The organism is Paraburkholderia sp. MM5496-R1, from assembly GCF_050436205.1.
GTDB lineage: Bacteria > Pseudomonadota > Gammaproteobacteria > Burkholderiales > Burkholderiaceae > Paraburkholderia > Paraburkholderia tuberum.
In genome coordinates, this window is sequence record NZ_JBNDLT010000003.1 from 328,695 (window position 1) to 349,610 (window position 20,916).

Below are 20,916 nucleotides of genomic sequence, written 5' to 3' on the forward strand. Positions count from 1 at the left end.
ATCACGCAGTACCGTTATCGCCTTTCCTTGCGCAAAGCCGGTTGAAACGCTGCTCGACCACGCGTGTTCCCCATTGCGTGCCTTCCGATTCTTCACTTGGCCGAAAACCGAATGACTCGTACAGATGACGCGCCGCGTCGAGCCCCTTGAACGTCCATAGATAGGTTTCGTCGAACCGCTCGTCGACGAAACGCATGGCATGCGACAGCAATTGCCGTCCAATCCCGGAGCCGCGCAAAGAATCGTCGACGATGAACCAGCGCAAATGAGCGACACCCGTGTCGTTATCCCCGTCGATCACGACAGACGCGAGCGTGCGGCCGTTTTCGAGGGATAGCCAAAGCCCTTTACCTTTCAACCGCTTGACGGTCAACACCAACGGCACAGCAAAGAAGATATGCGACATGAACCCGCCGATAATCACGGCCGGGTCGAAGTAAGCCGGGTGGCTTGAACTACACATCGGAACTTCAAATCGGATTACCCAGCGGACAGCGCTGCCTTGATGCGCGGCCTTTAAACGGCGTCGGGTACCTGACGAGTCTTCAGAAACGCTTCGAGCGTTTCGCCGCGCATGCTCGCGTACACGCCGAGATTGGTGATCTTCACCACACGCGCGAACTTCTCGAGCACGAAGAAAGACACCCCATAACGGATCAGACCGATCCAGTCGGTGTTGTCGACCAGCGTGCGTTCTTCCGGCGTCAGGCCGGCCGCATCGTATGAGGCGGTGCGGTTTTCGAGCCACAGCGCGCGCGCCGACGCTTCGCGCATCTGCCAGAAAAAGCGGTTCAGGCGCATCGCCTTCATGCTCTGGCGGATATCGAACGGATACGTGCCGGTCAGTTCTTCGACGCCAACCAGTTGCGGATTCATTACGCCACCTCTTTTTCGTAGATCGTCACGGCCATCGCGGTGCTGGTCGCCAGGTAGTAGCTGCGATGCAGTTCGCGGACCTTCTGACCCAGCGCGCCGCGCATCGCGAGCCACATGATCGTCTCGACGCTTTCCGCGCCGCCGAGGCGCACGTAATCGACGTGCTTCATCGCGGCAAGACGCTCCGGATCGCTGACGATCAGGTCGAGGAATTCCATGTCCCATTCGGTGTTGTTGAAGCCGCTGCGTTCGCCATGCACCTGGTGCGACAGCCCGCCCGTGCCGACCACCACGACCTTCTGATCCTGCTCGAACGATTCGATCGCGCGACGCAGCGCCTGGCCGAGCCGGTAGCAGCGATTCGCGGTGGGCAGCGGATACTGCAGCACGTTCACTTCGAGCGGCACCAGCGACAGCGGCCAGCCGCCCTGATGCGGCAGCATCAGCGACAGCGGCGAATTGACGCCGTGATCGAGCGGGCGGTCCTGGAAGACGGTCAGATCGAATTCGTCGGCGACCAGTTGCTCGACGATATGGATCGCGAGATCCGAATGACCGGCGATGTCGGGCAGCGGACGCTTGCCGGCGCCTTCATCGGCGAACTCGTGGTTGGGCGACACCCCGAGCGCGAACGTGGGATAGCAGTCGAAGAAGAAGCTGTTCGCGTGGTCGTTGTAGAACATCACCATCACGTCGGGCTTGTGCTCGGCCAGCCACTGCGCCACCGGTTCATAACCCTTGAACATCGGCGCCCATGCCGGTTCGTTCTGCTTGCCCTTGTCGTACGCCAACCCGATCGTGGGTACATGGGACGTGCCGATACCGCCAATGATTCTTGCCATATTCGTTCTCTTCCGTCACTTCGTGCTGCTGCCAATCGGATAGGTCGCCAGGTTTACCGCGCTAGTCACCACGACCGTCTTGGGATACAAAGATAGAAATTGTGCCGCGATACGGGAAGCACGGGTATACCTCAGGCAGCGCCGGGTTGATGAGTAAAAACCCGGCATTTGCGCGGCCGGAGCGCGGATGAAGCGCACCCCGACCCACGCCGCGCAGGGCTCCCTCGGTATCCCAAGCCAGTGAGGCAAGCCTTCCCCGACGCCTTGGCATCTCGTCACGCGATAAATAAAACAGATGGCCCGGAAAACAACTCGCAACGCACATTTCCAAGGCTTGGAGCGATGCTGCACGCGTGGCTATACTGCGCTGCTTCCGACGAGCGACGAAACGATGAACGAGACCACCCAGCAAGCGATCGTGCAGACCTTACGCGAGAAGATCCTGTCGGGCGAACTGTCGCCCGGGCAGCGGCTCGTCGAAGCGCAGCTTGCGCAATGGCTCGGCGTGTCGCGCACGCCGCTGCGTTATGCGTTGAGCGTGCTGTCGTCGGAAGGCCTGCTCGATCGTTCGGGCTCGCGCGGTTACGTCGTGCGCCGCTTCAGCGTGCGCGACGTGCTCGACGCGATCGACGTGCGCGGCGTGCTCGAGGGACTCGCCGCGCGCTCGGTCGCCGAAAACGGCGTGAGCCCCGCGCTCGCCGCCGCGCTCGACGACTGCCTGCGTGAAGGCGACGCGATCTTCGAGCAAAAGCATCTGCAGCCAGGCGACGACGTGCGCTACGCGCAGATGAACGGCCGCTTTCATGCACTGATCGTCGAAGCGGCGCAGAACCAGGCGGTCACGGCCGCGCTCAGTCTGAACGGCAAGGTGCCGTTCGTGTCGCCGTTCACGATCGCGTTCGACGAATCCGCGCGCGAGCGTCAATTCATGATGCTGACGTACGCGCATCGCCAGCATCACGCGATCGTCGACGCGCTGAAAAAAGGCGAAGGCGCGCGCGTCGATGCGTTGATGAAGGAGCACACGCATATCTCGAAGGAAAGTCTGAATCTGTCGCTGCCGTCGTTGCATCTGATCGCGGGCGCGGCATGAGCAACGACACGCTTTCCGCCGCCACCAGCCAGGCGAGCGCCAAAGCGCCGCTGTCGGTCAGCAGCAAGGACCTGCTCAATCTCGCGCAACTGCGCGCATTCCGGCTCGTCGCCGAGATGGGCAGCGCGACGCGCGCGGCGGCCGCGTTGTTTCGCGCGCAGTCGGCGGTCACGCGCTCCGTGCAGGAGCTCGAGTCGGCGCTCGGCGAACCGCTGTTCGATCGCGGTCCTTCGGGCATGCTGCCCACTCCGGTCGGCCGCGCGGTGCTGCATCGCTGCGAGCGGATCTTCGCTGAACTCGAAGAACTCGCCCGATGGTGCGCCGCGCGACAGACGCGCCGCCGGCCCGTCGCGGAAGGCGCATTGCCCGCGTATCTGCTCAACACGCGGCGGTTGCAACTATTCGCGGCGCTCGCGCGGCATCGGCATATGCCGAGCGCGGCAAAAACCTTCGGCATCAGCCAGCCCGCGGTGAGCACCGCGATCCGGGTACTCGAAAGCGGCTCGGGACTGAGTCTGTTTCACCGCAGCCCGCGCGGCATTCTGCTGACGGCCGAGGGCGAGACGTTCCTGCTTCACGTGCGCCGCGCGCTGAACGAACTGCGCCACGTCCCCGACGATATCGCCGCATTGCACGGCAAGATTCAGGGCTCGGTGACAGTCGGCGCGTTGCCGCTCGGGCGCACGCTGATCCTGCCGAAGGCGATCGCGCGAATGACCTCGGAGAATCCGGGTGTGCGCGTGGTCACCGACGAAAGCGCCTACGAGACGCTCGTGGCCGGTCTGCGAGCGGGCGACATCGATTTCATTCTCGGCGCGCTGCGCGACAACGACGCGACGAGCGGCCTGAAAAACGAGCGGCTGATGTCGGAAGACATGGTGGTGCTGGTGCGCCGCGGTCATCCGCTGACTCACGCGCACGATCTGACCATCATGGGTCTGCGCGACGCGCAGTGGATTCTGCCGCGCAGCAACGCGCCGGCGCGTGCGCTGTTCGAAACGCAATTCAAGCGGATGAAGGTGAAGCCGCCTCTGCCGACCGTCGAGACCGCCGACCTCGCGGTGATTCGCGGCCTGCTGCTCGGTACCGACATGGCGGCGGCCTTGTCGGCGCAGCAGTTGCATCACGAGATTCAGTCCGGGCAACTGGTGGTGCTCGATGTACCGCTGCACAACACGCGGCGCGAGATCGGCCTGACGATGCGCGCGGCGGGCACGCCGTCACCGGCCGCGCGCGCATTGATCGACGCGATCCGGCTGTCGGTCGTCGATGTGACGCGCACCGTCAGTATCGGCGCGAACTGAGCACTTCCATTGATCAGGGCGACAAAGAGTGGAGGCTTCTTGCGTTGCGCCTGGTTCGTGCGTCCCTGGGCATTGGAAAAGGACTTCGTCATAAACCTGCGAAGACGCGCACCGCATTGGACCGCCGCGCAAGGAACCGTGCCGGCTCCGGCGCGAACCGCAAGCGGAAATAGCATAGCGAATGACGCGTTAATGAAGCATCGCCGTATCACGTGCGGCGACAATTCTCCGACAATAGAAGAGCGCGCACCTCACCACGCGGCGCCTCGACGACACCCGGAGAAAACGTAATGAACAAACGCCAGTTCCTGACCAGCGCCGCGGCACTGGGCGCGGCGGTCGCGCCCGCATTCGGCGCGAAGCGTGAGCACGCCGAATGCGGGTCGTCTCCGGTCGTCCTGACGATCTCCGGCGCGATCAAGCACAGCAATCGCGGCGCGCTCAATCCGGATTTCGATCAACTGCTGGCGAAGCACCAGGTGAAGTTTTCGCAAGCGTACGGCGTCGATCTGCCGTGGCTCGCCAGCATGAAGACCGTGACGATCCATCCGACGATCGAATACGATGCGCACATGCATACGTTTAGCGGCCCGCTGCTCACCGACGTGCTCGCAAACGTCGGCGCGCCCGACGCGGGCAGCACGCAAATCGTCATGCACGCGGTCGATGGCTACGCGGTGTTGACGACGCTCGACAAGGTGCGCGAGTATCACTTCATCGTCGCGACACAAATGGACGGCAAGCCGCTGGCGCTCGGCGGCGTGGGGCCGTTATGGGCGATCTACGACGCCGATCAGATTCCCGAACTCGCGGCCAAGCCACTGAAGGACCGCTTCGAATTGTCGCCGTGGGGCCTGTATCACATGCAGCTCACAGAGGCGTCATAGCGCGCCGCCGAATCGCTCGACGCACGCCTGCCGCACGCGCTCGACCGAGCTCGCCCACTGACCCAGCGCGAACGAACACGCACCGGCAATATTGAACGCTTCGGCCCGCTGATCGTTCGGCAAGGCGGAGTCTTCGAGCTGCGGCGCGACGAGGGGCAACGCGTCGACGAACTGCCCGGCCGAACATAGCGCCACGGCTCGCTGGTTGTCGCCTCGGCCTCAGCGCCCCGAAATGAGCGCTGTTTCATCGTCTAATCCGCCGTTATGCCCGTCATTACGAATGAAAGAATCGCGCGGTGATGCTAGAATCGCGCCCGTCTTTTCTTCGACGATCATGACTCGACACTCGCGCAACCACCTGACCGCATGGCTTGGCCTCGTCGCCATGTGGCTCGTCGCGTTCGCGCCGCTCATGAGTCAGTTGCTCGAATCGGGCCGCGCCCACGAGCCGATTGCCGCGCTATGTTCGGCGCTTCACCCGGCTGGTGCAAGCAATGTGAGCGATGCGAGCGTCGTCGCTCAAACCAGCCCCGCGCCCGTGCATCTGAGCCACGACGATGCCTTCGGCGCCTGCGGCTACTGTCATCTGCTCGAACATCACGTCGCGATGCCGACGCTCGCCGCCGTCGAGCCGCCGGCCGCGCTGCCGCTGGCCGGCACCGCGCCGCCCACGCTGTCCACCCGCTTCACCCCGCTTGGCGCCTTCCCGTCGGGACGTCCGCGCGCCCCACCTGCCGTTTCCTGATCGCTACCGGTTCTGATCGCGCCTTCGTCGCCCACATCGACGAGGCCTGCGATCGCCTGTTCAATGCATCGAGGAAACGCTCATGTTCAACTTCGCGCTGCGAAGGCTCTCTTATTGCGTCCGCCGTGACGCTGTCTTTTCCGCTCATCGCGCGGTTCGTCGTTCCGTTCTTTGGCCCGCGCTCATGCCTGCCTTCGTGCCGGCTTTCGTTGCAACACCCACGCATGCCGCCGACGCAAACTCCGACGCGACGCTGCCCGCCGTCAGCGTCAGTGCGAGCGCAAGCGCAAGCGCGAGCGCCGCACCGCGCGCCGTCGACCCGAACCTGCCGGCCTCCGTCGAAACCGTGACGCGCGATCAGTTCGCGAACTGGAACGTCGTCAACACCGAGGACGTGCTCAAGTACATGCCGAACCTGGCGGTACGCAAGCGCTTTATCGGCGATCTGAATTCGATCATCGCGGTGCGCGGCACCAGCAATACGCAGAGCGCGCGCGGCCTCGTCTATGCGGACGGCTTGCTGCTGAGCAACCTGCTCGGCAATAGCTATTCGTTTCCGCCGCGCTGGTCGATGGTGTATCCCGACGAAATCCAGCAGGTCGACGTAATCTACGGGCCGTTTTCCGCGCTGTATCCGGGCAATTCGCTCGGCGCGACCGTGCTGATCAGCACGCGCATGCCAAAGCAGTTCGAGGCCAACGCCGACGTGAAGGCATTCACGCAGCACTTCAGCCTGTTCGGCGTGAACCAGAGCTTCAACGGCAGCGAAGCGAGCGCGTCGATCGGCGATAGCATCGGCAAGTTCTCGTACCGGCTCGGCGTCAATCATCTCGAGAACACGAGTCAGCCGCTGCAATTCGCAACCCTCGCTAAATCGACCACGCCCGCCAAGGCCGGCGACACGCCCGTCACCGGCGCCTATTTCTACAACAACCAGACCAATGCGCCGACGGCCGTGCTCGGTGTGAACGGCGAAGGCATCGAGCACACGGTGCAGGACCAGTTCAAGCTGAAGATGCAGTACGACTTCACGCCGACGCTGCAGGGCGGCTTCACCCTCGGCTACTGGCACCAGACGTACAACAGCGAAACATCGACGTTCCTGCGCGACGCGGCCGGCAACCCTGTGTACAGCGGCAACGTATCGATCAACGGTTACCACTACACGATTCCGGTGGCCGCGTTTGCGCCGGGTGTCGGGCACAGCGAGAACTGGCTCTACGGCGTGTCGCTGAAAACGCGCAACGCGACCGGCTGGAACGGCGAGGCGATCGCCTCGTATTACGACATCGGCAATGGCGTCGCACGCACCGCGAGTGCCGGCGGTCCGGGCAATGGCCCCGGCACCGTGCTGTTCAACGACGGCACCGGCTGGAAGACGCTGGACCTGCGCGGCACCTATACGCCCGCGACGAACCAGCCAGGACTGGCCAATCACGCACTGAGCGTCGGCTACCACTACGACAACTACTTCGTCGACAACCAGACCTACAACACGCTGAACTGGCGCGACGGCGACGCGACCTCGTTCGCCAACGCGTTCACCGGCAAGACGCAGACGCAAGCTCTTTATGCGCAGGACGCGTGGCGCTTTCTGCCGCGCTGGAAGCTCGTCTACGGCGCGCGCTATGAAGACTGGCAAGCCTACGATGGCGCACAGTCGCTGCCCGGCACGACGATCGCGTACAGCGATGCCAGCCAGCGCCACCTTTCGCCGAAGGCGTCGCTATCGTTCGATGTCAGCGACGAGCTGACTTTGCGCGCATCGATCGCTCGCGCGTATCGCTTTCCGACCGCGAGCGAACTGTTCCAGGGGCAAATCAACGGCTCCGCGATCGTCAACAACAATCCATATTTGCAGCCCGAAGACGATCTGTCGAAAGAGCTGAGCGCCGAATGGGCGCATTGGAATGGCGTGTTCCGCTTCTCCCTCTTTCAGGACGACGTGAAGAACACGATCTTCAGTCAGACCGACACCACCGTGATTCCGAGCGTGACGAACTTCCAGAACATCGGCAAGGTTCGCTCGCGCGGCGTCGAAGCAAGCTATTCGGGCGAGGACGTGTTCGTGCGCGGGCTCGATCTGCTCGCGAGCGTCGCGTACACGCAGTCGAAGATCCTCGAGAACGCACGGAATCCGGCCTCGGTCGGCAAGTACTTCTACCGCATTCCGCTGTGGCGCGCGAATCTTGCCGCGACGTATCACTTCGACGCGCGCGCGGCGCTGACGCTCGCTGCGCGTTACTCGGGTCGTCAGTACAACACGCTGACGAATACCGACACGAACCCCAACGTGTTCGGCGGCACCAGCACCTACACGGTTGTCGACGCGAAGTTCACGTTCAAGCCGACGAAGCTCAGCGAACTCGGCATCGGCGTCGACAACCTGTTCGACGCGCGCTACTTCGTCTACCACCCGTATCCGGGCCGCACGTTTTATGTCGAAGCGAAGCTGCATATCTAAGCCTGATGCAAGACGCGGCAAACCGCTTGTCGCAGACGAACCATCGACCCATTTGCCCGACGAGGATTTCATGTCCACGACTCGAACCGCCGAACGCGTGCGCGCGCAGAACGGTACAACCGCCGCCACGAGCGGCCCGACACATCCAGGCTATCGAACACTGTGGCGCTGGCACTTTTACGCGGGCCTCTTCGTGATGCCTTTTCTACTCGTGCTCGCCATCACCGGCACGCTGTATTGCTTCCAGCCGCAGATTGAGCCGCTGCTTTATCGACAGCAACTGGTCGTCGCACCGCAGGCCGTGCCGAGGCTGGCCGACAACGCGCTGCTCGCGAAAGCGCGCGCGGCGATGCCGCCCGGCTCGATCGCGACGACCGCCGTGATCACGCGCGATCCGCAACGCAGCGCCGAATTCGTATTTCGTCTCGCGCACGGCTCGCAGCAGAGCATCTATCTGAATCCGTATAGCGGCGAGGTGCTGGGCACGCTGAGCGTCGAGCATCGCTTGATGCAGGTGGATCGCATGCTTCATCGCAAGCTGCTGCTCGGCAAGCCCGGCGAACTGCTGATGGAACTGGCCGCATGCTGGACGCTCGTGATGATCGGCACCGGCGTCGCACTATGGTGGCCGCGCGGCAAAACGACCGCGCGCGCGGTGCTGCTGCCGCGCCTGGCGCTGAAAGGACGTCCGCTATGGAAAAGTCTTCACGCGGTGATCGGCATCTGGCTCGCCCTTGGCGCACTTGCGTTCGTATTGACGGGGCTGCCGTGGACCGGCTCGTGGGGCAAACAGTTCAAGGCGTTCGCGACCGCGACGAAGCTTGGCGCTCCGCCGGGCGCGTGGGGCGGTTTGCCGTTGCGCTCCATCGTGCCGGGAACGCCCTCGGACCACCCGGGCCACGCGAGCGCCACGGTCGCGCATGCGACGCGCGCCGACATGGACTCGATGCCCGGCATGGTCATGGACGACCTGCCGTTGCCGCTGACGCCGTGGGCCGTGGGCAACGCGAGCGTGCCCTCTTCCGCGGCCACCGACGCGGCGCAGCCTCTGTCGCTCGGGCATATCGTCGCGCTCGCCGCGTCGCTCGGTATCGCGGACGGCTACCGCATCGTGCTGCCGAACTCCGCAGCCGGCGTCTACACGCTCTCCTATTTCCCCGCGAATCCCAAAGACGAACGCACGCTGTACGTCGACCAATACAGCGGCGCGATCCTGAAGGACATTCGCTACGGCGATTACGGCGCGATCGCGAAGGCCGTGTCGTACGGTACGTCGCTGCATATGGGTCGCTACTTCGGCGTCGCGAATCAGATACTGTGCGCAGCCATTTCGCTCGGCCTTGGCGCGCTCGCTGTGACCGGCTTCGTGATGTGGTGGAAACGTCGGCCACAACGCTCGCTCGGCGCGCCGTCGCGCGAGCGCGCCGCACCGCCGATGCGTGGCTGGACAACCGGCCTCGCGCTTCTCGGCGTCGTTTTCCCGCTGATGGGCGCAACGCTCGTCGCGGTGTGGCTGCTCGACCGGCTGGTTTTCGGCCGTGACTCACGACCGGAACCGAACGGCGTCGCGTGAGATCAAGACGAGCCGGGGCGCACCGCTTGCGCCCCACGAGCGTTTACGATACATTTTGCTCGATTATGATCGATTCACACCGGAACGGAGACGAGACCCATGCAGCGAACCCGGGAAGATGCAATCAACGGGCTACTGCCCGAGCAGCGCGAAGCATTGATTCTGGAGCGATTGCGCGCGCATGGTCGCGTGCTCGCGGCCGAGCTGGCCGCCGAGTTGCAGATCTCCGAGCACACCGTGCGCCGTCATCTGCGCGATCTCGCGGATCAGGGCCTCTGCAAGCGCGTGTACGGCGGTGCGCTACTGATGTCGCCCGCCGACAAACCCGCGGCGCTGCGCATGCATGAGGCCGTCGATCGCAAGGCACGCCTTGCCGCGGCGGCCGTATCGATCGTTCGTCCGAAGCAGATCGTGCTGCTCGACGCGGGCACGACGAACGTCGCGATCGCGTCGGCGCTGCCCGACAACGCCGGCCTGAGCGTCGTCACGAATTCGCCCGAGGCCTGCGCGCGGCTGCTGAACCGCCCGGGTATCGACGTGATCCTGATCGGCGGCCGCATCGCCGGCGGCGCGGCGGGCTCGCTCGGCGCGACCGCGCTGCTGCAGATCCAGCAGATCCGCGCGGACCTCTGTTTTCTCGGCGCCTGCGCCTTCGACCCCGACGAAGGCGTCGCCGTATTCGACGCAGAGGACGCCGAACTGAAACGCGCGATGGTCAAAGCGAGTAGCCAGATCGCCATCGCACTGACCTCGGAAAAGCTCATGACAGCGGCGCCGTTCACGGTAGCGCCTGTTTCGACCGTCGATTATCTGTTCGTCGAAGCGGACGTGCCGGACGCGCGTGTCGCGAGCCTGCGGGCCGTCTGCGATAACGTGATGGCGGCACGCCCATGAACTCACTCGTCAGGGAACGCATCGCAACGCTCGCCGTCTTTCTGGCCAACGGTTTCGGCATCGGCGCATGGGCGGTCGAGGTGCCGCGCATCAAGGAAAGCCTGGCGCTCAGCGACACCTCGCTCGGCATCGCGCTGTTCTGCTTCGCGCTCGGCGCCATCGTTGCGATGCCGCTCGCGGGACAGCTCGCGCCGCGCGTCGGCAGCGGCCGCGCGACCGCGCTGCTCGGCGCGGCATTCGCGATCGCGTTGCCGTTGCCCGCGCTCGCGCCGGGCATGCTGACGTTGTGCCTGGTGCTGTTTGCGCTTGGCGCGTCGAACGGCGCGCTCGACGTGTCGATGAACGGACATGCGAGCGCGATCGAAACACGCTGGCGCGCGCCGATCATGTCGTCGTTTCATGCCGCGTGGAGCGCGGGCGGCCTGCTTGGCGCGGCGAGCGGCGCGATGTTGCAGAAAGGCAGCGTCGGCGTCGTGGGCGGGCTGCTCGCGCCCGATCTGTTGATCGCGGCCCTGATCATTTTCGCCGCGTCGTTTGCGTTGCGCGATATCGGTCCGCGCGCGGCCGCCGCGTCGAGCGGCTTCGCATGGCCCGACAGCAGCGTGATGAAACTGGCGCTGCTCGCGTTCATGTGCATGCTCGTCGAAGGCGCGGTGGCCGACTGGAGCGCGGTGTACCTGCGCTCCACGTTGAACCAGGAAGCGAGCGTCGCCGCGATCGGCTACTCCGCGTTCGCGTTTTCGATGGCGGCCTGCCGGATCGCCGGCGATGCATCGGTGCGGCGCTTCGGTTCGAGCAAGGTCGTCGCGCTCGGCGGTCTGATCGCGCTCGCCGGACTCGCGCTCGTGCTGAGCCTGCCGACGGTGCTGACCGCGTGCGTCGGCTTCGCGATGGTCGGCATCGGTCTCGCGAATATCGTTCCGGTGATTTTCAGCGCGGCGGGTCGCTCGTGCGCAACGCCGGCGATCGGCGTGTCGATGGCGGCCACGTTCGGCTATGCGGGCTTTCTGGTCGGGCCGCCGCTGATTGGTTTCGGTGCCGGCGTGCTCGGCCTGCGCGCGGCGCTGGGCGTGCTCGTGATGGCCACGCTGATCGTGTCGCTGCTGGGCGGCAAGGCGGTGCGCGCCGCGCAACCCGCGTAGCCAGCGTTATTTCGCTTTCTTATCGAGCACGGCAAGCGGCTTGCGAACGGGTAACGCATCGCGTGCCGCATGCTGACCCAATGGCCAGCTGAACGCGCCGAGCAGCGAGCTCGGCTGCGTACCATCGTCGAGACCGGTGGCGGGCCACTCGTGTTTCGCGGGCACCCAACGCGTGCCGAACACGTGATCCCACATCGGAAATAGCTGCGTGAAGTTGTGATTGAAATGCTCGGCGCGAATCGAGTGATGCAGCCGGTGATACTGCGGATTGTTGACCCACGTGACGTAGCGGCCAAGGTCCATGCGCAGATTCAGATGCGCGAAATAGTTGCCGAACATGAACACGATCGAGGTCGCACCGACGATCCACGGCTCGACCTTGAACAGTACGCCGACGAGCGGATAAAGCAGGCAGCCCTTGAGCAGCACTTCTATCCAATGATGCCGCAACGTGATCGTCACGTTGAAATCCGCCGCGCTATGGTGCAGCGAATGCAGCTTCCACAGGATGGGCCATGTGTGCTGCAAGCGATGAAACGCGTATTCGAGGAAATCGATCGTCAGCAGCACGATCACGAACGAAGCGAGCGCGCCCCACCCGCGCGACACCAGCACCACCATCCCGCCGCCGAGTGCATTGACGATCGCGACGCTCGCGGCCGCCGTCAGCGGCTTCGTGGCTTCCGCCAAGGCCAGATACAGACCCGCATACGCCATGTTCAGACGCTGCCCCGCGCGCGATTGCAGCAATGCGGCCGGCCAGCGACGCTCGAGCAACGCACCGACGCCCATCATGACCAGCACGAGCGCGTAGGCTTGCAGCCACAGGCTCGCGTGGTGCAGCAATGCGGGAAATGGGCTCGACGCTAACATGGAATTCCCTGATGCGGCGGTCGTTAGCATGATCTTCGCAGCCCGCCGGCCCGCGCGCAAGCGCCCTTTAGCGGGGGCCCGCCGCGAATTCGGCTTCACCCGCAAGCACGGAAAAAAAATGGCGGGGTCATCGCTTCACGCCGTCACGATCGCGAGCGGACGTTAGATGCAGCCGTATCGTCCGCTCGCGTCGTCGTTGTTTGTCGACATCCGTTTGCTATTGGCCCCGCCGCACCTCGCAAGTTGCGCCAAGCTCCCCGGGCGCGAATCGCGAAGATTTTTGCTGCCGTCGGCATTTGTTCACTGCGTGAAATCCCGGCTGCAACATGTGTAGTTCTTGTGCATTCGTCATTGCAATGGCTATGCCATGCTGGAATGAAGGCTTGCTACGTATGGAGAAATGCCTGCCGGGGCACTTCGAAGCGGGCCTGATCGCACGCAATGCATCGGATATGAGACGCCGCGGGGATGCCGCGACGCCTTCGTGCTGGCTCGCACACGTCGTTCGACGCGCGCGGGAATACCCGAACGCGCATTGACGGACCAAGGTTTGCGACCCTTACCAGTCAACATGCCGACACGTCATGCGACGAAAGCGCGCCTGAATCATGCGGACCGGCGTGTCGCAAAGTTGAGACGGCAAGCGGCTTACAGCAGCGCGGTCAATTGCGCGACACGCGACTCGAACTGCCGTAATTCATCGCCGGCAAGCGACCTCTTCTGCGGCAGGTCGACCTTGAGCGGATCCTGCGGCACACCGTTCACGGTGTACGCGGGAGCTTGCGCAGCGGGCGCGACCGGTGCGGGTGCCGACGCCGGTATCGGCACGCGGGCAACGGCCTGCGTCGAGTCCTTGCTCAGGAGCGACACGTCGGGGTCGCCGTTGCGCGACCGGGTTACGACAACGAAGCAAGCATGTTCGACAGCCGTCGGACATGGGCCTTGAACGCGTCGCTCGTTTCGCGGTTCGTGGTGGGATTCAGATGCGAGCTTTCGGCGAGTTGCGCCTGCTCGTGAAAGTCGTTGGCGATCCTGCGCTTGATATCGTCGGGCAGCGACCGCACGATGGAGATCAGCAAAGCCTCTTCGGCATGCAGCATGCCGAGAATCGAATGTGTGTCCATACGGGAACCTCCGTGGGGAACATCGTCGGTGCCGGCCGGCAGTGGCGCCGGCGCTCCTCATGTTACCCCGTTGGTTCCGCGTCGTTGGTCGTGCGCGTTACTCGGCGATCGAATAGCGCGACGGACGAGCACGCGGCTGCTCCGCCTCACGCTCGACGCGCGGACTCGCGCCGCGGATGAACAGGACCGCGCAAAACGCGACCATGGCCCAGATGCAAAGAATGACGGTCAAAGCGCTCATGTCAGTTTCCGGTACTTCGGGATAGTACGGTGATGCTGCCGCGTAGGTTGTCAATGCAGCGTGGACCGCTCGGGCGCACCGAACAGCAGCTCATCGATCAGGGCGGTCGTGAACGTCAGCTGCGTTTCGAGCGATTGGCGCGCGGCTTGCGCGCCCGCTTCGTCGCTCCGGGCGACGGCCGCGTGTGCCTGCGTGGCGAGCCGCACGATGGCTTCGGAACCGCGTTGCAGTTCGCGCATCGCGCGGTCGTCCGGACCCGGCGTCGGCTGATCCCGTTCCGAGGTGGCGAGTTCCGGCAGGTCGGCGTCGAACCGGTGGGGTTTGTCGTGACGGGAAGACATCCGGGGCTCCTGACGGAAAAGCGCGATATACGCGACGGGACGAACCCAGTGTGCGCCGCCCCCCGCGTTTCAATTCACCGAACAGAAGCCGAATCTGAAGCCAATCCGAGGGCTTCGGGAAAAACGAGGGTTTTTACCGAGCAATTAGCGCAGGTGGGCCGCAAATCCCGTCGCCGGGGCGTTGGAAATTCGCGGCAGCGGCAGGAAATCGTCTACCTTGCCGGCGCGGAAAAGACTTTGAGCGGCCTCAAGCTGCCGCAACAACACCGATGCGCAATGCCTCGCCGCCAGCGGCAATCGCCAGCAGGTGGTCGACGTTCGGATGCGCGCCCGGACGGTTGCGCGCGTCGGCCGTATGCTCGGCAAACAGCGCGAGGCCGTGTTCGGCCGCCTTCGCGTCGAGCGTGCCGAACGCGCCGCGCAGGTAGTTGTACACCGCGAGCGAGCCCTGCTTGCCAGGTTTGTTCTCGATGCTAGCGACCACGGTACCGCTGCCATCGACCAGATCGATGCGTGCGATGCCGTCGATCGCCGGCATTCTGGCGAGATTTTCCTTGAAAACGTTGCTCGGTTCGATCATCGAAACCACTCCTTCCGTTCTAAAAAATGCATGGCGGGCCGTATCTTATCCGATGGGCGGCGAGCGGGCGAATTGGTGGCCACGACGGATCTCGATCTGCAGGTGCACACCGTGATGACATCCGCCAAGAGCTCGATCACGCGCACCGATACGCTGAGCTCGGGCACGTTGACGGGCAACCTCGCGGTGGAAACGGACTACACGTCGTTCGCGGACTTCCTGAACACGACGGCGAATAGCGACGGCTACTCGGTCAGCTACACGAATAGCCCCGCGACGAACCCGCTGTCGACCACGCCGATTGGACAGTTGCACTCCAACTTCGCCTGTACGACCAACGCGTTCGCGTTGACGGGCGGCGCCAGCCGCACGCTGACGTGGACGCTGAAGTACGCTGATCCGGCCTGATAGCGGCAAGCGCCTTCCTTCCTGTTTTCAGGCAGGAAGGCCTCGTTCGATGGTTGATAGGGGTAGCAGCCATACCGGTAGCAGAAGTTGGACCTCGCGAGCGAAGTCGGCGAAGGCAAGCGGCCTCTCGATAGTGCGCGCGCGGCGTTGAATGCCGTTATGCAGCGGGTCAACCCGGCGTAAGCTGAAAAGCGTTGATCGAGAAGTCAGCGTGCGAGCAGCGGTTCGCCACGCCGAAAAAAAGCCCGCTTCCGCGGGCAACCCTTCTCTACGCAGCAGCGCCACGCGTGAACAGCATCACCCCTTCGTCGCGCCAAACGTCAGACCCGCAACGAAATGCTTCTGCATCGCAAAGAACATCATGACCGACGGCAGCGCCGCCAGAATCGATCCCGCCGAAACGAGATTCCACGCGGTCGTCCACTGCCCTTTCAGCGCGGCCACGCCGACCGTGATCGGCGCGGCGTCATCGCCTTGCGTCAGACACAAGGCCCAGAAATAGTCGTTCCACACGAACGTGAACACGAGGATCGCCAACGCCGCGAGCGCGGGACGAATCAGCGGCAGCACGATCCTGAAGAACACGGTCCACTCGTTCGCCCCTTCGATGCGCGCCGCCTCGACCAGCTCGAATGGCAGTTGCTTGATGAAGTTGCGCAGAAACAGCGCGCAAAAGCCGGTCTGGAACGACACATGAAACAGAATCAGCGCGCTCACGGTATTGAACAGACCGAGTTGCAACGACAGATCCCGCACCGGAATCATCAACACCTGAATCGGCACGAAGTTGCCCGCGACGAACGTCGCGAACAACGTCGAATTGCCGCGAAAGCGATAGATCGCCAAGGCAAAGCCCGCCATCGCCGCGAGTGCGATCGAACCCACTACGGAAGGAACCGTAATCAGCACGCTATTCCAGAAGTAATGCAGCATCGGCGACGTCGTCAATGCCTCGCGATAGTTATCGAACATCGCGAAGTGCTTCGGCCATCCCCAGTAATTGCCCTCGCTCAGTTCTTCGGTCGAACGCACGGACGTGACCAGCACCGCGATCATCGGCAACAGCCAGATCACGAGTGCAATCGGCAACGTCAGTTTGTATGCGCGGCGCGTGGCCGGCTTCCATTTGTCGATCGGAATCGGAAACATCAGCGGCTCCTCATTGCTCGGCGCGCAGCATCCGCCGCAGGTGATAGACGATGTACACGAGCATGATGCCGAACAGCACCACCGCGATCGCCGCCGAATAGCCGATGCGGTAGTACTTGATCGCCTGGTCGTACATGAAATAGGCGAGCACCGTCGAGCTTTCGAACGGACCGCCGCCCGTCATCACCGAAATCAGATCGAAGCTGCGCAGCGCGCCGATGATCGTCACGACGATCGCCATGAACGTCGTAGGCCGCAACTGCGGCAGGATGACATGCCAGAGCATCGACCAGCCCTGCGCGCCTTCCATTCGCGCAGCTTCGATCTGCTCGGCGTTCAACGTGGTCAAGCCGGTCAGATAAAGAATCATGCAATACGCGGTTTGCGGCCACAGCGCCGCGAACACGATGCCGAGCGTCGCATAGCGCGGATCGCCGAGCACCGGCACGCCGTGGCCGAGCATCATCGCGAGCAGGCCGAAGGTCGGATCGTAGAACCATGAAAAGATCAGTCCGACCACGACCCCCGACAACACGAATGGCGCGAAAAACAGCGACTTGACGATGCGGATGCCCGCCACCGCCTGATTCAGATACAGCGCGACGGCGAGGCCCATCGGCGGTGCGAGCAAAAACAGCACGAGCCAGATCAGGTTGTTCTTGAGCGCCGTATAGAAGGTGGGCGTATGGACCAGCTCGATGTAGTTCGCGAGGCCGACGAAGGTCGGCTCGGTCATCCCATCCCAGTTGAAGAAGCTCAGGCGGATCGTCGAGAGGATCGGCCACACCACGTACACGGCCACCATGAAGCAGGCCGGCGCGAGAAACAGGAACGCGGCGCGCCGCTGCCGCCGCGCGGTCGGCGTGGGGCCGCGCCGGCGCGACGCGACGGACGCGCCGCTCAGCGCACCGCTCGACGCCGGCAAGCCCGGGCCGCCGGGTTCAACAGGACCGTCGACGCTACGACGGCTGACGGAATGCGACACGATCAATCTCCCGATCCAATCCGATGCATCGGACAGCGGCCTTGCGGCCGCCGCCGCTCACTTCTTGTAGATACGCTGACGCGTCTGCTCGAGCTGCGCGAGGATGTCGTCCAGTTTCGACGGATCGGAGACGAACTGCTGCATCCCCTTCATCCCTTCGTCGGCCATTTCCTTCGTCATGTCGCGATCGTAGAACTGCGCAATGCCGCCCTTCGTGTTCGACAGGATCTGGAAGCCGATCTTCGAAATCGGATCTTCTGGCTCCGGCGATTTGCTGTTCGCCGACAACGAGCCGAGTCCCTTTGCGAGTTGCGCACCGATCTGAGGCGTCTCGACGAACGCAAGGAACGTGTGCGCATCGGACTTGTTCTTCGCTTTCGACGGAATATGCAGCGATTCGACCGGTCCGTCCTCGGCGGTCGGCACCTTGGAGTCGATGATCGGGAACTGGAAGTACCCCATTTGCGGCTTCACGTTGTCCGGGAAACCCGCCGCAATGAACGTCCCCATCAGCATCATGGCAGCCTTGCCCTGGAACAGGAACGGCTGCACCGCGTCGAGATCGTAGGACAGTGAATTGTTGATGAAGTAGCCGTCGTCGATCAGTTGCTTCCACGTCGTATAGACCTTCTTCACGCGCGGATCGGTGTACGGAATTTCGCCGGCCATCAGCTTCTGGTGAAACGCATTGCCGTTCAAGCGCAGATCGAGATAATCGAACCAGCCGGCCAGCGTCCAGGCATCGCGGCCTGCCACCGCGATCGGTGCAATGCCGGCGGCCTTCAGCTTTTTCGCGGCGTCGAGAAACTCGTCCCACGTTTTCGGCTCGCCCTTGATGCCGGCCTTCTCGAACAGGTCCTTGCGATAGAACATCCCCCACGAGTAGTACACGGTCGGCGCGGCATACTGCTTGCCCTTGTACGACGATGCTTCCTTCGTCGACGCATACATGTCGTTCCAGCCGTTCTTCTGCCAGTCGCCGGTCAGATCCTCGAACAGGCCACGCTGCGCGTAATACGCCATACGCTCGCCGTCGTGCCAGTTGACGATATCGGGCGCGACAGTCGAAAGCCAACCCGGCAACTGAACCTTGTAGGCTTCCTCGTCGATGAACGATACCTTCACGTCGATCCCGGGATGCGCCTTCTTGAACTCGTCGACCACCTGCTGCCAAACCGCGCGCTGGCTCGCACCCTTGTACGCGATGTTCATCGCGAGCGTGGCCGCCTGCGCGGTGCCGACGACCGAGGTCCCCGCGGCAACCGCGGCCAGCGCGAGCGCCAACAGAATCTTGCGTGGTTTCAGTTTCATCCTGACTGTCTCCTTCTTTCCATGGTTTTTACGTCGTTGTCGCTTCTATATCGAATGACTGCGTGGAATTGCCAAGGCCGGACTTCTATTGCGAGCGGTAGACCGCTACCCCTTGCGGCGCCACCTCCCGGGAGCCGATCACGAATGCGTCGTCGGAAATGTCGTCGAGCGTGTGGGTGCTATCGCCATAGTTGAACACATACGTCAGTCCGCCGCGACGGCTGATGCGCACGCTGTCGCCGAGTGCCTGCGTTTCGAGGCCCGCTTCCTGCGCGATGCGCGCGAACAGGCGCACGGTCAAGGCGTCGTCGAACAGGCTCGCGAAGTAGTGATACGCGCCGCTTCGCACGTACGCCGGATGATCGTCCGCGAAACGCGCGCGCACGTCGAATGAAGATAATGCATCGCTGTCGATGAAATCGCGCCAGTGTCGCGCGAAGCCCTCGGCGGCACCGCCCTGCTGTTCGAGCACGACGGCTTCGGTCACGTTCGGCCGCATCGATTCGACGCGCCACACGCGCAGCGGCAGCACCGACGCCAATGCGCCCGGCGGCAGATTCGCCGGAATCCGCAGCTCGCGCGTCTTCGATCCGGTGCGTGGACCGAGCACGACCTGCGCGCCCGAGCGCGCGAGACGTTCGGCGAAATCGTCGGGCACGACCGGCAGCGGCGGCACGACGACGAGGCTATAACCATCGAACGATGCATCGGCCGGCACGACATCGACGTCGAGTCCGAGCGCGCGCAAAGCCGAGTAGTACTCGAATGCGAACCGCGGATAGTGAAAGTCCGCGCCCTGCGGATGAATCTCGAACAACCACTTCGCTTCATAGTCGTAGACGAGCGCGACTTTCGAGCGGATCGACGCATTGGCGTCGGCGTTCGCGGCGAGCACCGCGTGAATTTCCGACGCCACCCGCGATGCTTCATTGCCGCCGACGTCGAGCCGGTTGTCGGGCGTATTGAGGCCGCGCATGCATCTGCTCCTGCGCGAACGGCGCCTGACGCCAGCGGAAATACGACACGCAGCCCGCGCCGTGGGCGAACGCTTCCCAGCTCCACAGCCGCACCATGCCCGGCAGCGGCGCCGGATTCCACTGCGCCCAGTTCACCGGTCCCGGCTGCTGCTCCATCACCCAGAACGGCAGCTTCGACATGCCGCGATACACGTCGTGATTGAACGACGCGAAGTCCGGATGACCGCTGCGCAACCAGCGCGCCTTGATGTCCGGCGCGAACCACTGCTCTTCGAGCGCGCCGAGCGGATAGCTGTCCCACGTTGCGACGTCGAGATCGGCCGCGACCTTGTAGTGATCGAACTCGGTGAAGAGCTGCATGAAGTTGTGCGCGACGGGCCGCCCCGGCGAATGCGCGCGAATGATCTCGACCTGCATGCGGTTGTAGCGCGCCACTTCGTCGGATGCGAAGCGCCGGTAGTCGAGACGATGCGAAGGATGCGCCTCGGTCACGGTGCCGACCGGCGCGTCGATTTCTTCGAAGCCGCGGTACTCCATGCTCCAGAACACTGTGCCCCACGTCTCGTTCAACGCCTGGATCGTGCGATAACGCGCCTTCAGCCACTCGCGAAAGCGCGCGACCGCGGCCGGCGAATAGCTGACCACCGTGTGATGACAGCCAAATTCGTTATCGGTCTGCCAGAAAGCGACCGCCGGATGCTTGCCGTAACGCTCCGCCACCGCCGTGCAAATACGACGCGAAGCCTCGAAATACGCGGGCGACGAGAAGTCGTAATGACGCCGCGAGCCGAACGCGCGCGGACGTCCATCGGCGCCGACCGGCAGGATCTCCGGATGACGATCGATCAGCCACTTCGGCGGCGTCGCGGTCGGCGTACACATGACGACCTTCAGGCCAGCCGCGCCGAGCACGTCGACGGCGCGATCGAGCCAGCCCCAGTCGTGTTCGCCGGGAGTCGGCTCGATCCGGCTCCAGGCGAATTCCGCAATCCGCACCTGCTCGATGCCGAGCGCTTTCATCCGGCGCGCGTCGTCGTCCCACATCGACTCGGGCCAGTGCTCCGGGTAATAACAGACTCCAAGACGCATCCCTATGTCCCCAGTGTT

General features: G+C 63.6%; 19 protein-coding genes and 4 pseudogenes. 9 read left to right on the top strand and 14 right to left on the bottom strand.

The window, feature by feature from the left end; all coding sequences use genetic code 11:
* Position 1: 1 nt before the first annotated feature.
* The 3 genes and pseudogenes from OKW38_RS27695 to OKW38_RS27705 form a co-directional block, all read right to left on the bottom strand.
* Positions 2-355 (bottom strand): annotated as a pseudogene (locus OKW38_RS27695) (GNAT family N-acetyltransferase); the annotation flags it as partial.
* Between the two features lie 161 nt (positions 356-516).
* Positions 517-876 (bottom strand): protocatechuate 3,4-dioxygenase, encoded by a 360-nt coding sequence (locus OKW38_RS27700; RefSeq protein WP_090806862.1) that lies wholly within the window; start codon positions 874-876, stop codon positions 517-519.
* Positions 876-1,718, bottom strand: a complete 843-nt coding sequence (locus OKW38_RS27705) for a gallate dioxygenase (RefSeq protein ID WP_429364118.1) — start codon at positions 1,716-1,718, stop codon at positions 876-878. Before OKW38_RS27705 ends, OKW38_RS27700 begins: the two co-directional genes overlap by 1 nt.
* Before the next feature lie 391 nt (positions 1,719-2,109).
* Here OKW38_RS27705 and OKW38_RS27710 point away from each other — a divergent pair, with 391 nt between their 5' ends.
* The 3 genes from OKW38_RS27710 (at position 2,110) to OKW38_RS27720 (ending at position 5,002) form a co-directional block, all read left to right on the top strand.
* On the top strand, positions 2,110-2,811 hold the full coding sequence (locus OKW38_RS27710) for a GntR family transcriptional regulator (RefSeq protein WP_429364120.1): 702 nt from the start codon (positions 2,110-2,112) through the stop codon (positions 2,809-2,811).
* Positions 2,808-4,115 (top strand): LysR family transcriptional regulator, encoded by a 1,308-nt coding sequence (locus OKW38_RS27715; protein WP_429364122.1) that lies wholly within the window; start codon positions 2,808-2,810, stop codon positions 4,113-4,115. Before OKW38_RS27710 ends, OKW38_RS27715 begins: the two co-directional genes overlap by 4 nt.
* A gap of 290 nt (positions 4,116-4,405) precedes the next feature.
* The gene (locus OKW38_RS27720) at positions 4,406-5,002 is read left to right on the top strand and encodes a molybdopterin-dependent oxidoreductase (protein WP_429364124.1); all 597 of its coding nucleotides are present in this window, start codon (positions 4,406-4,408) and stop codon (positions 5,000-5,002) included.
* Here the strand turns inward: OKW38_RS27720 and OKW38_RS27725 are convergent.
* Positions 4,997-5,197 (bottom strand): hypothetical protein, encoded by a 201-nt coding sequence (locus OKW38_RS27725; RefSeq protein WP_184064755.1) that lies wholly within the window; start codon positions 5,195-5,197, stop codon positions 4,997-4,999. The two genes, OKW38_RS27720 and OKW38_RS27725, sit on opposite strands and share 6 nt — an antisense overlap.
* Positions 5,198-5,336: 139 nt before the next feature.
* On the opposite strand from OKW38_RS27725, the gene OKW38_RS27730 reads away from it, so the two are divergent.
* From OKW38_RS27730 to OKW38_RS27750, 5 genes are all read left to right on the top strand, one after another.
* Positions 5,337-5,747: a DUF2946 domain-containing protein gene (locus OKW38_RS27730; RefSeq protein ID WP_429364126.1), complete on the top strand. Its 411-nt coding sequence runs from the start codon at positions 5,337-5,339 to the stop codon at positions 5,745-5,747.
* Between the two features lie 184 nt (positions 5,748-5,931).
* Positions 5,932-8,211 carry a TonB-dependent receptor gene (locus tag OKW38_RS27735; protein WP_429364127.1) on the top strand — a complete coding sequence of 760 codons (2,280 nt, stop codon included), beginning with the start codon at positions 5,932-5,934 and terminating at the stop codon, positions 8,209-8,211.
* A gap of 70 nt (positions 8,212-8,281) precedes the next feature.
* Positions 8,282-9,784: a PepSY-associated TM helix domain-containing protein gene (locus tag OKW38_RS27740; protein ID WP_429364129.1), complete on the top strand. Its 1,503-nt coding sequence runs from the start codon at positions 8,282-8,284 to the stop codon at positions 9,782-9,784.
* A 99-nt stretch (positions 9,785-9,883) separates the two neighbouring features.
* Complete coding sequence (locus OKW38_RS27745; protein WP_429364131.1) at positions 9,884-10,678, top strand: DeoR/GlpR family DNA-binding transcription regulator; 795 nt, start codon at positions 9,884-9,886, stop codon at positions 10,676-10,678.
* Positions 10,675-11,820: an MFS transporter gene (locus OKW38_RS27750; protein WP_429364133.1), complete on the top strand. Its 1,146-nt coding sequence runs from the start codon at positions 10,675-10,677 to the stop codon at positions 11,818-11,820. Before OKW38_RS27745 ends, OKW38_RS27750 begins: the two co-directional genes overlap by 4 nt.
* Positions 11,821-12,003: 183 nt before the next feature.
* Here OKW38_RS27750 and OKW38_RS27755 read toward each other — a convergent pair.
* The 6 genes and pseudogenes from OKW38_RS27755 to OKW38_RS27780 all read right to left on the bottom strand — a co-directional run.
* Positions 12,004-12,723: pseudogene (locus tag OKW38_RS27755) on the bottom strand (sterol desaturase family protein); the annotation flags it as partial.
* Between the two features lie 618 nt (positions 12,724-13,341).
* Positions 13,342-13,563: a hypothetical protein gene (locus OKW38_RS27760; protein ID WP_429364134.1), complete on the bottom strand. Its 222-nt coding sequence runs from the start codon at positions 13,561-13,563 to the stop codon at positions 13,342-13,344.
* 26 nt (positions 13,564-13,589) lie between these two features.
* Complete coding sequence (locus tag OKW38_RS27765) at positions 13,590-13,817, bottom strand: hypothetical protein (RefSeq protein ID WP_429333565.1); 228 nt, start codon at positions 13,815-13,817, stop codon at positions 13,590-13,592.
* 97 nt (positions 13,818-13,914) lie between these two features.
* Positions 13,915-14,058 carry a hypothetical protein gene (locus OKW38_RS27770; protein ID WP_167368704.1) on the bottom strand — a complete coding sequence of 48 codons (144 nt, stop codon included), beginning with the start codon at positions 14,056-14,058 and terminating at the stop codon, positions 13,915-13,917.
* A gap of 50 nt (positions 14,059-14,108) precedes the next feature.
* Positions 14,109-14,399 (bottom strand): hypothetical protein, encoded by a 291-nt coding sequence (locus tag OKW38_RS27775; RefSeq protein ID WP_429333564.1) that lies wholly within the window; start codon positions 14,397-14,399, stop codon positions 14,109-14,111.
* A 247-nt stretch (positions 14,400-14,646) separates the two neighbouring features.
* Positions 14,647-14,979 carry a DUF2322 family protein gene (locus tag OKW38_RS27780; RefSeq protein ID WP_429364135.1) on the bottom strand — a complete coding sequence of 111 codons (333 nt, stop codon included), beginning with the start codon at positions 14,977-14,979 and terminating at the stop codon, positions 14,647-14,649.
* Positions 14,980-15,060: 81 nt separating this feature from the next.
* Here OKW38_RS27780 and OKW38_RS27785 point away from each other — a divergent pair.
* Positions 15,061-15,387: pseudogene (locus OKW38_RS27785) on the top strand (hypothetical protein); the annotation flags it as partial.
* Positions 15,388-15,684: 297 nt separating this feature from the next.
* On the opposite strand, the gene OKW38_RS27790 reads toward OKW38_RS27785, so the two are convergent.
* From OKW38_RS27790 to OKW38_RS27805, 4 genes and pseudogenes are all read right to left on the bottom strand, one after another.
* Complete coding sequence (locus OKW38_RS27790) at positions 15,685-16,536, bottom strand: carbohydrate ABC transporter permease (protein ID WP_018423397.1); 852 nt, start codon at positions 16,534-16,536, stop codon at positions 15,685-15,687.
* 10 nt (positions 16,537-16,546) lie between these two features.
* A complete protein-coding gene (locus OKW38_RS27795; protein ID WP_184064375.1) occupies positions 16,547-17,521 on the bottom strand; it encodes a carbohydrate ABC transporter permease in 975 nt (324 codons plus the stop codon).
* Positions 17,522-17,578: 57 nt separating this feature from the next.
* On the bottom strand, positions 17,579-18,832 hold the full coding sequence (locus OKW38_RS27800) for an ABC transporter substrate-binding protein (protein ID WP_090806886.1): 1,254 nt from the start codon (positions 18,830-18,832) through the stop codon (positions 17,579-17,581).
* A gap of 85 nt (positions 18,833-18,917) precedes the next feature.
* Positions 18,918-20,898: pseudogene (locus tag OKW38_RS27805) on the bottom strand (beta-galactosidase).
* Positions 20,899-20,916 lie beyond the last annotated feature (18 nt).

Excerpts from the sequence above, each read along its gene's own strand:
- OKW38_RS27700 (WP_090806862.1), bottom strand. The coding sequence starts at position 876 with ATGAATCCGCAACTGGTTGGCGTCGAAGAACTGACCGGCACGTATCCG.
- OKW38_RS27705 (WP_429364118.1), bottom strand. The coding sequence starts at position 1,718 with ATGGCAAGAATCATTGGCGGTATCGGCACGTCCCATGTACCCACGATC.
- OKW38_RS27710 (WP_429364120.1), top strand. The coding sequence starts at position 2,110 with ATGAACGAGACCACCCAGCAAGCGATCGTGCAGACCTTACGCGAGAAG.
- OKW38_RS27715 (WP_429364122.1), top strand. The coding sequence starts at position 2,808 with ATGAGCAACGACACGCTTTCCGCCGCCACCAGCCAGGCGAGCGCCAAA.
- OKW38_RS27720 (WP_429364124.1), top strand. The coding sequence starts at position 4,406 with ATGAACAAACGCCAGTTCCTGACCAGCGCCGCGGCACTGGGCGCGGCG.
- OKW38_RS27730 (WP_429364126.1), top strand. The coding sequence starts at position 5,337 with ATGACTCGACACTCGCGCAACCACCTGACCGCATGGCTTGGCCTCGTC.
- OKW38_RS27735 (WP_429364127.1), top strand. The coding sequence starts at position 5,932 with ATGCCTGCCTTCGTGCCGGCTTTCGTTGCAACACCCACGCATGCCGCC.
- OKW38_RS27740 (WP_429364129.1), top strand. The coding sequence starts at position 8,282 with ATGTCCACGACTCGAACCGCCGAACGCGTGCGCGCGCAGAACGGTACA.
- OKW38_RS27745 (WP_429364131.1), top strand. The coding sequence starts at position 9,884 with ATGCAGCGAACCCGGGAAGATGCAATCAACGGGCTACTGCCCGAGCAG.
- OKW38_RS27750 (WP_429364133.1), top strand. The coding sequence starts at position 10,675 with ATGAACTCACTCGTCAGGGAACGCATCGCAACGCTCGCCGTCTTTCTG.
- OKW38_RS27765 (WP_429333565.1), bottom strand. The coding sequence starts at position 13,817 with ATGGACACACATTCGATTCTCGGCATGCTGCATGCCGAAGAGGCTTTG.
- OKW38_RS27770 (WP_167368704.1), bottom strand. The coding sequence starts at position 14,058 with ATGAGCGCTTTGACCGTCATTCTTTGCATCTGGGCCATGGTCGCGTTT.
- OKW38_RS27775 (WP_429333564.1), bottom strand. The coding sequence starts at position 14,399 with ATGTCTTCCCGTCACGACAAACCCCACCGGTTCGACGCCGACCTGCCG.
- OKW38_RS27780 (WP_429364135.1), bottom strand. The coding sequence starts at position 14,979 with ATGATCGAACCGAGCAACGTTTTCAAGGAAAATCTCGCCAGAATGCCG.
- OKW38_RS27790 (WP_018423397.1), bottom strand. The coding sequence starts at position 16,536 with ATGTTTCCGATTCCGATCGACAAATGGAAGCCGGCCACGCGCCGCGCA.
- OKW38_RS27800 (WP_090806886.1), bottom strand. The coding sequence starts at position 18,832 with ATGAAACTGAAACCACGCAAGATTCTGTTGGCGCTCGCGCTGGCCGCG.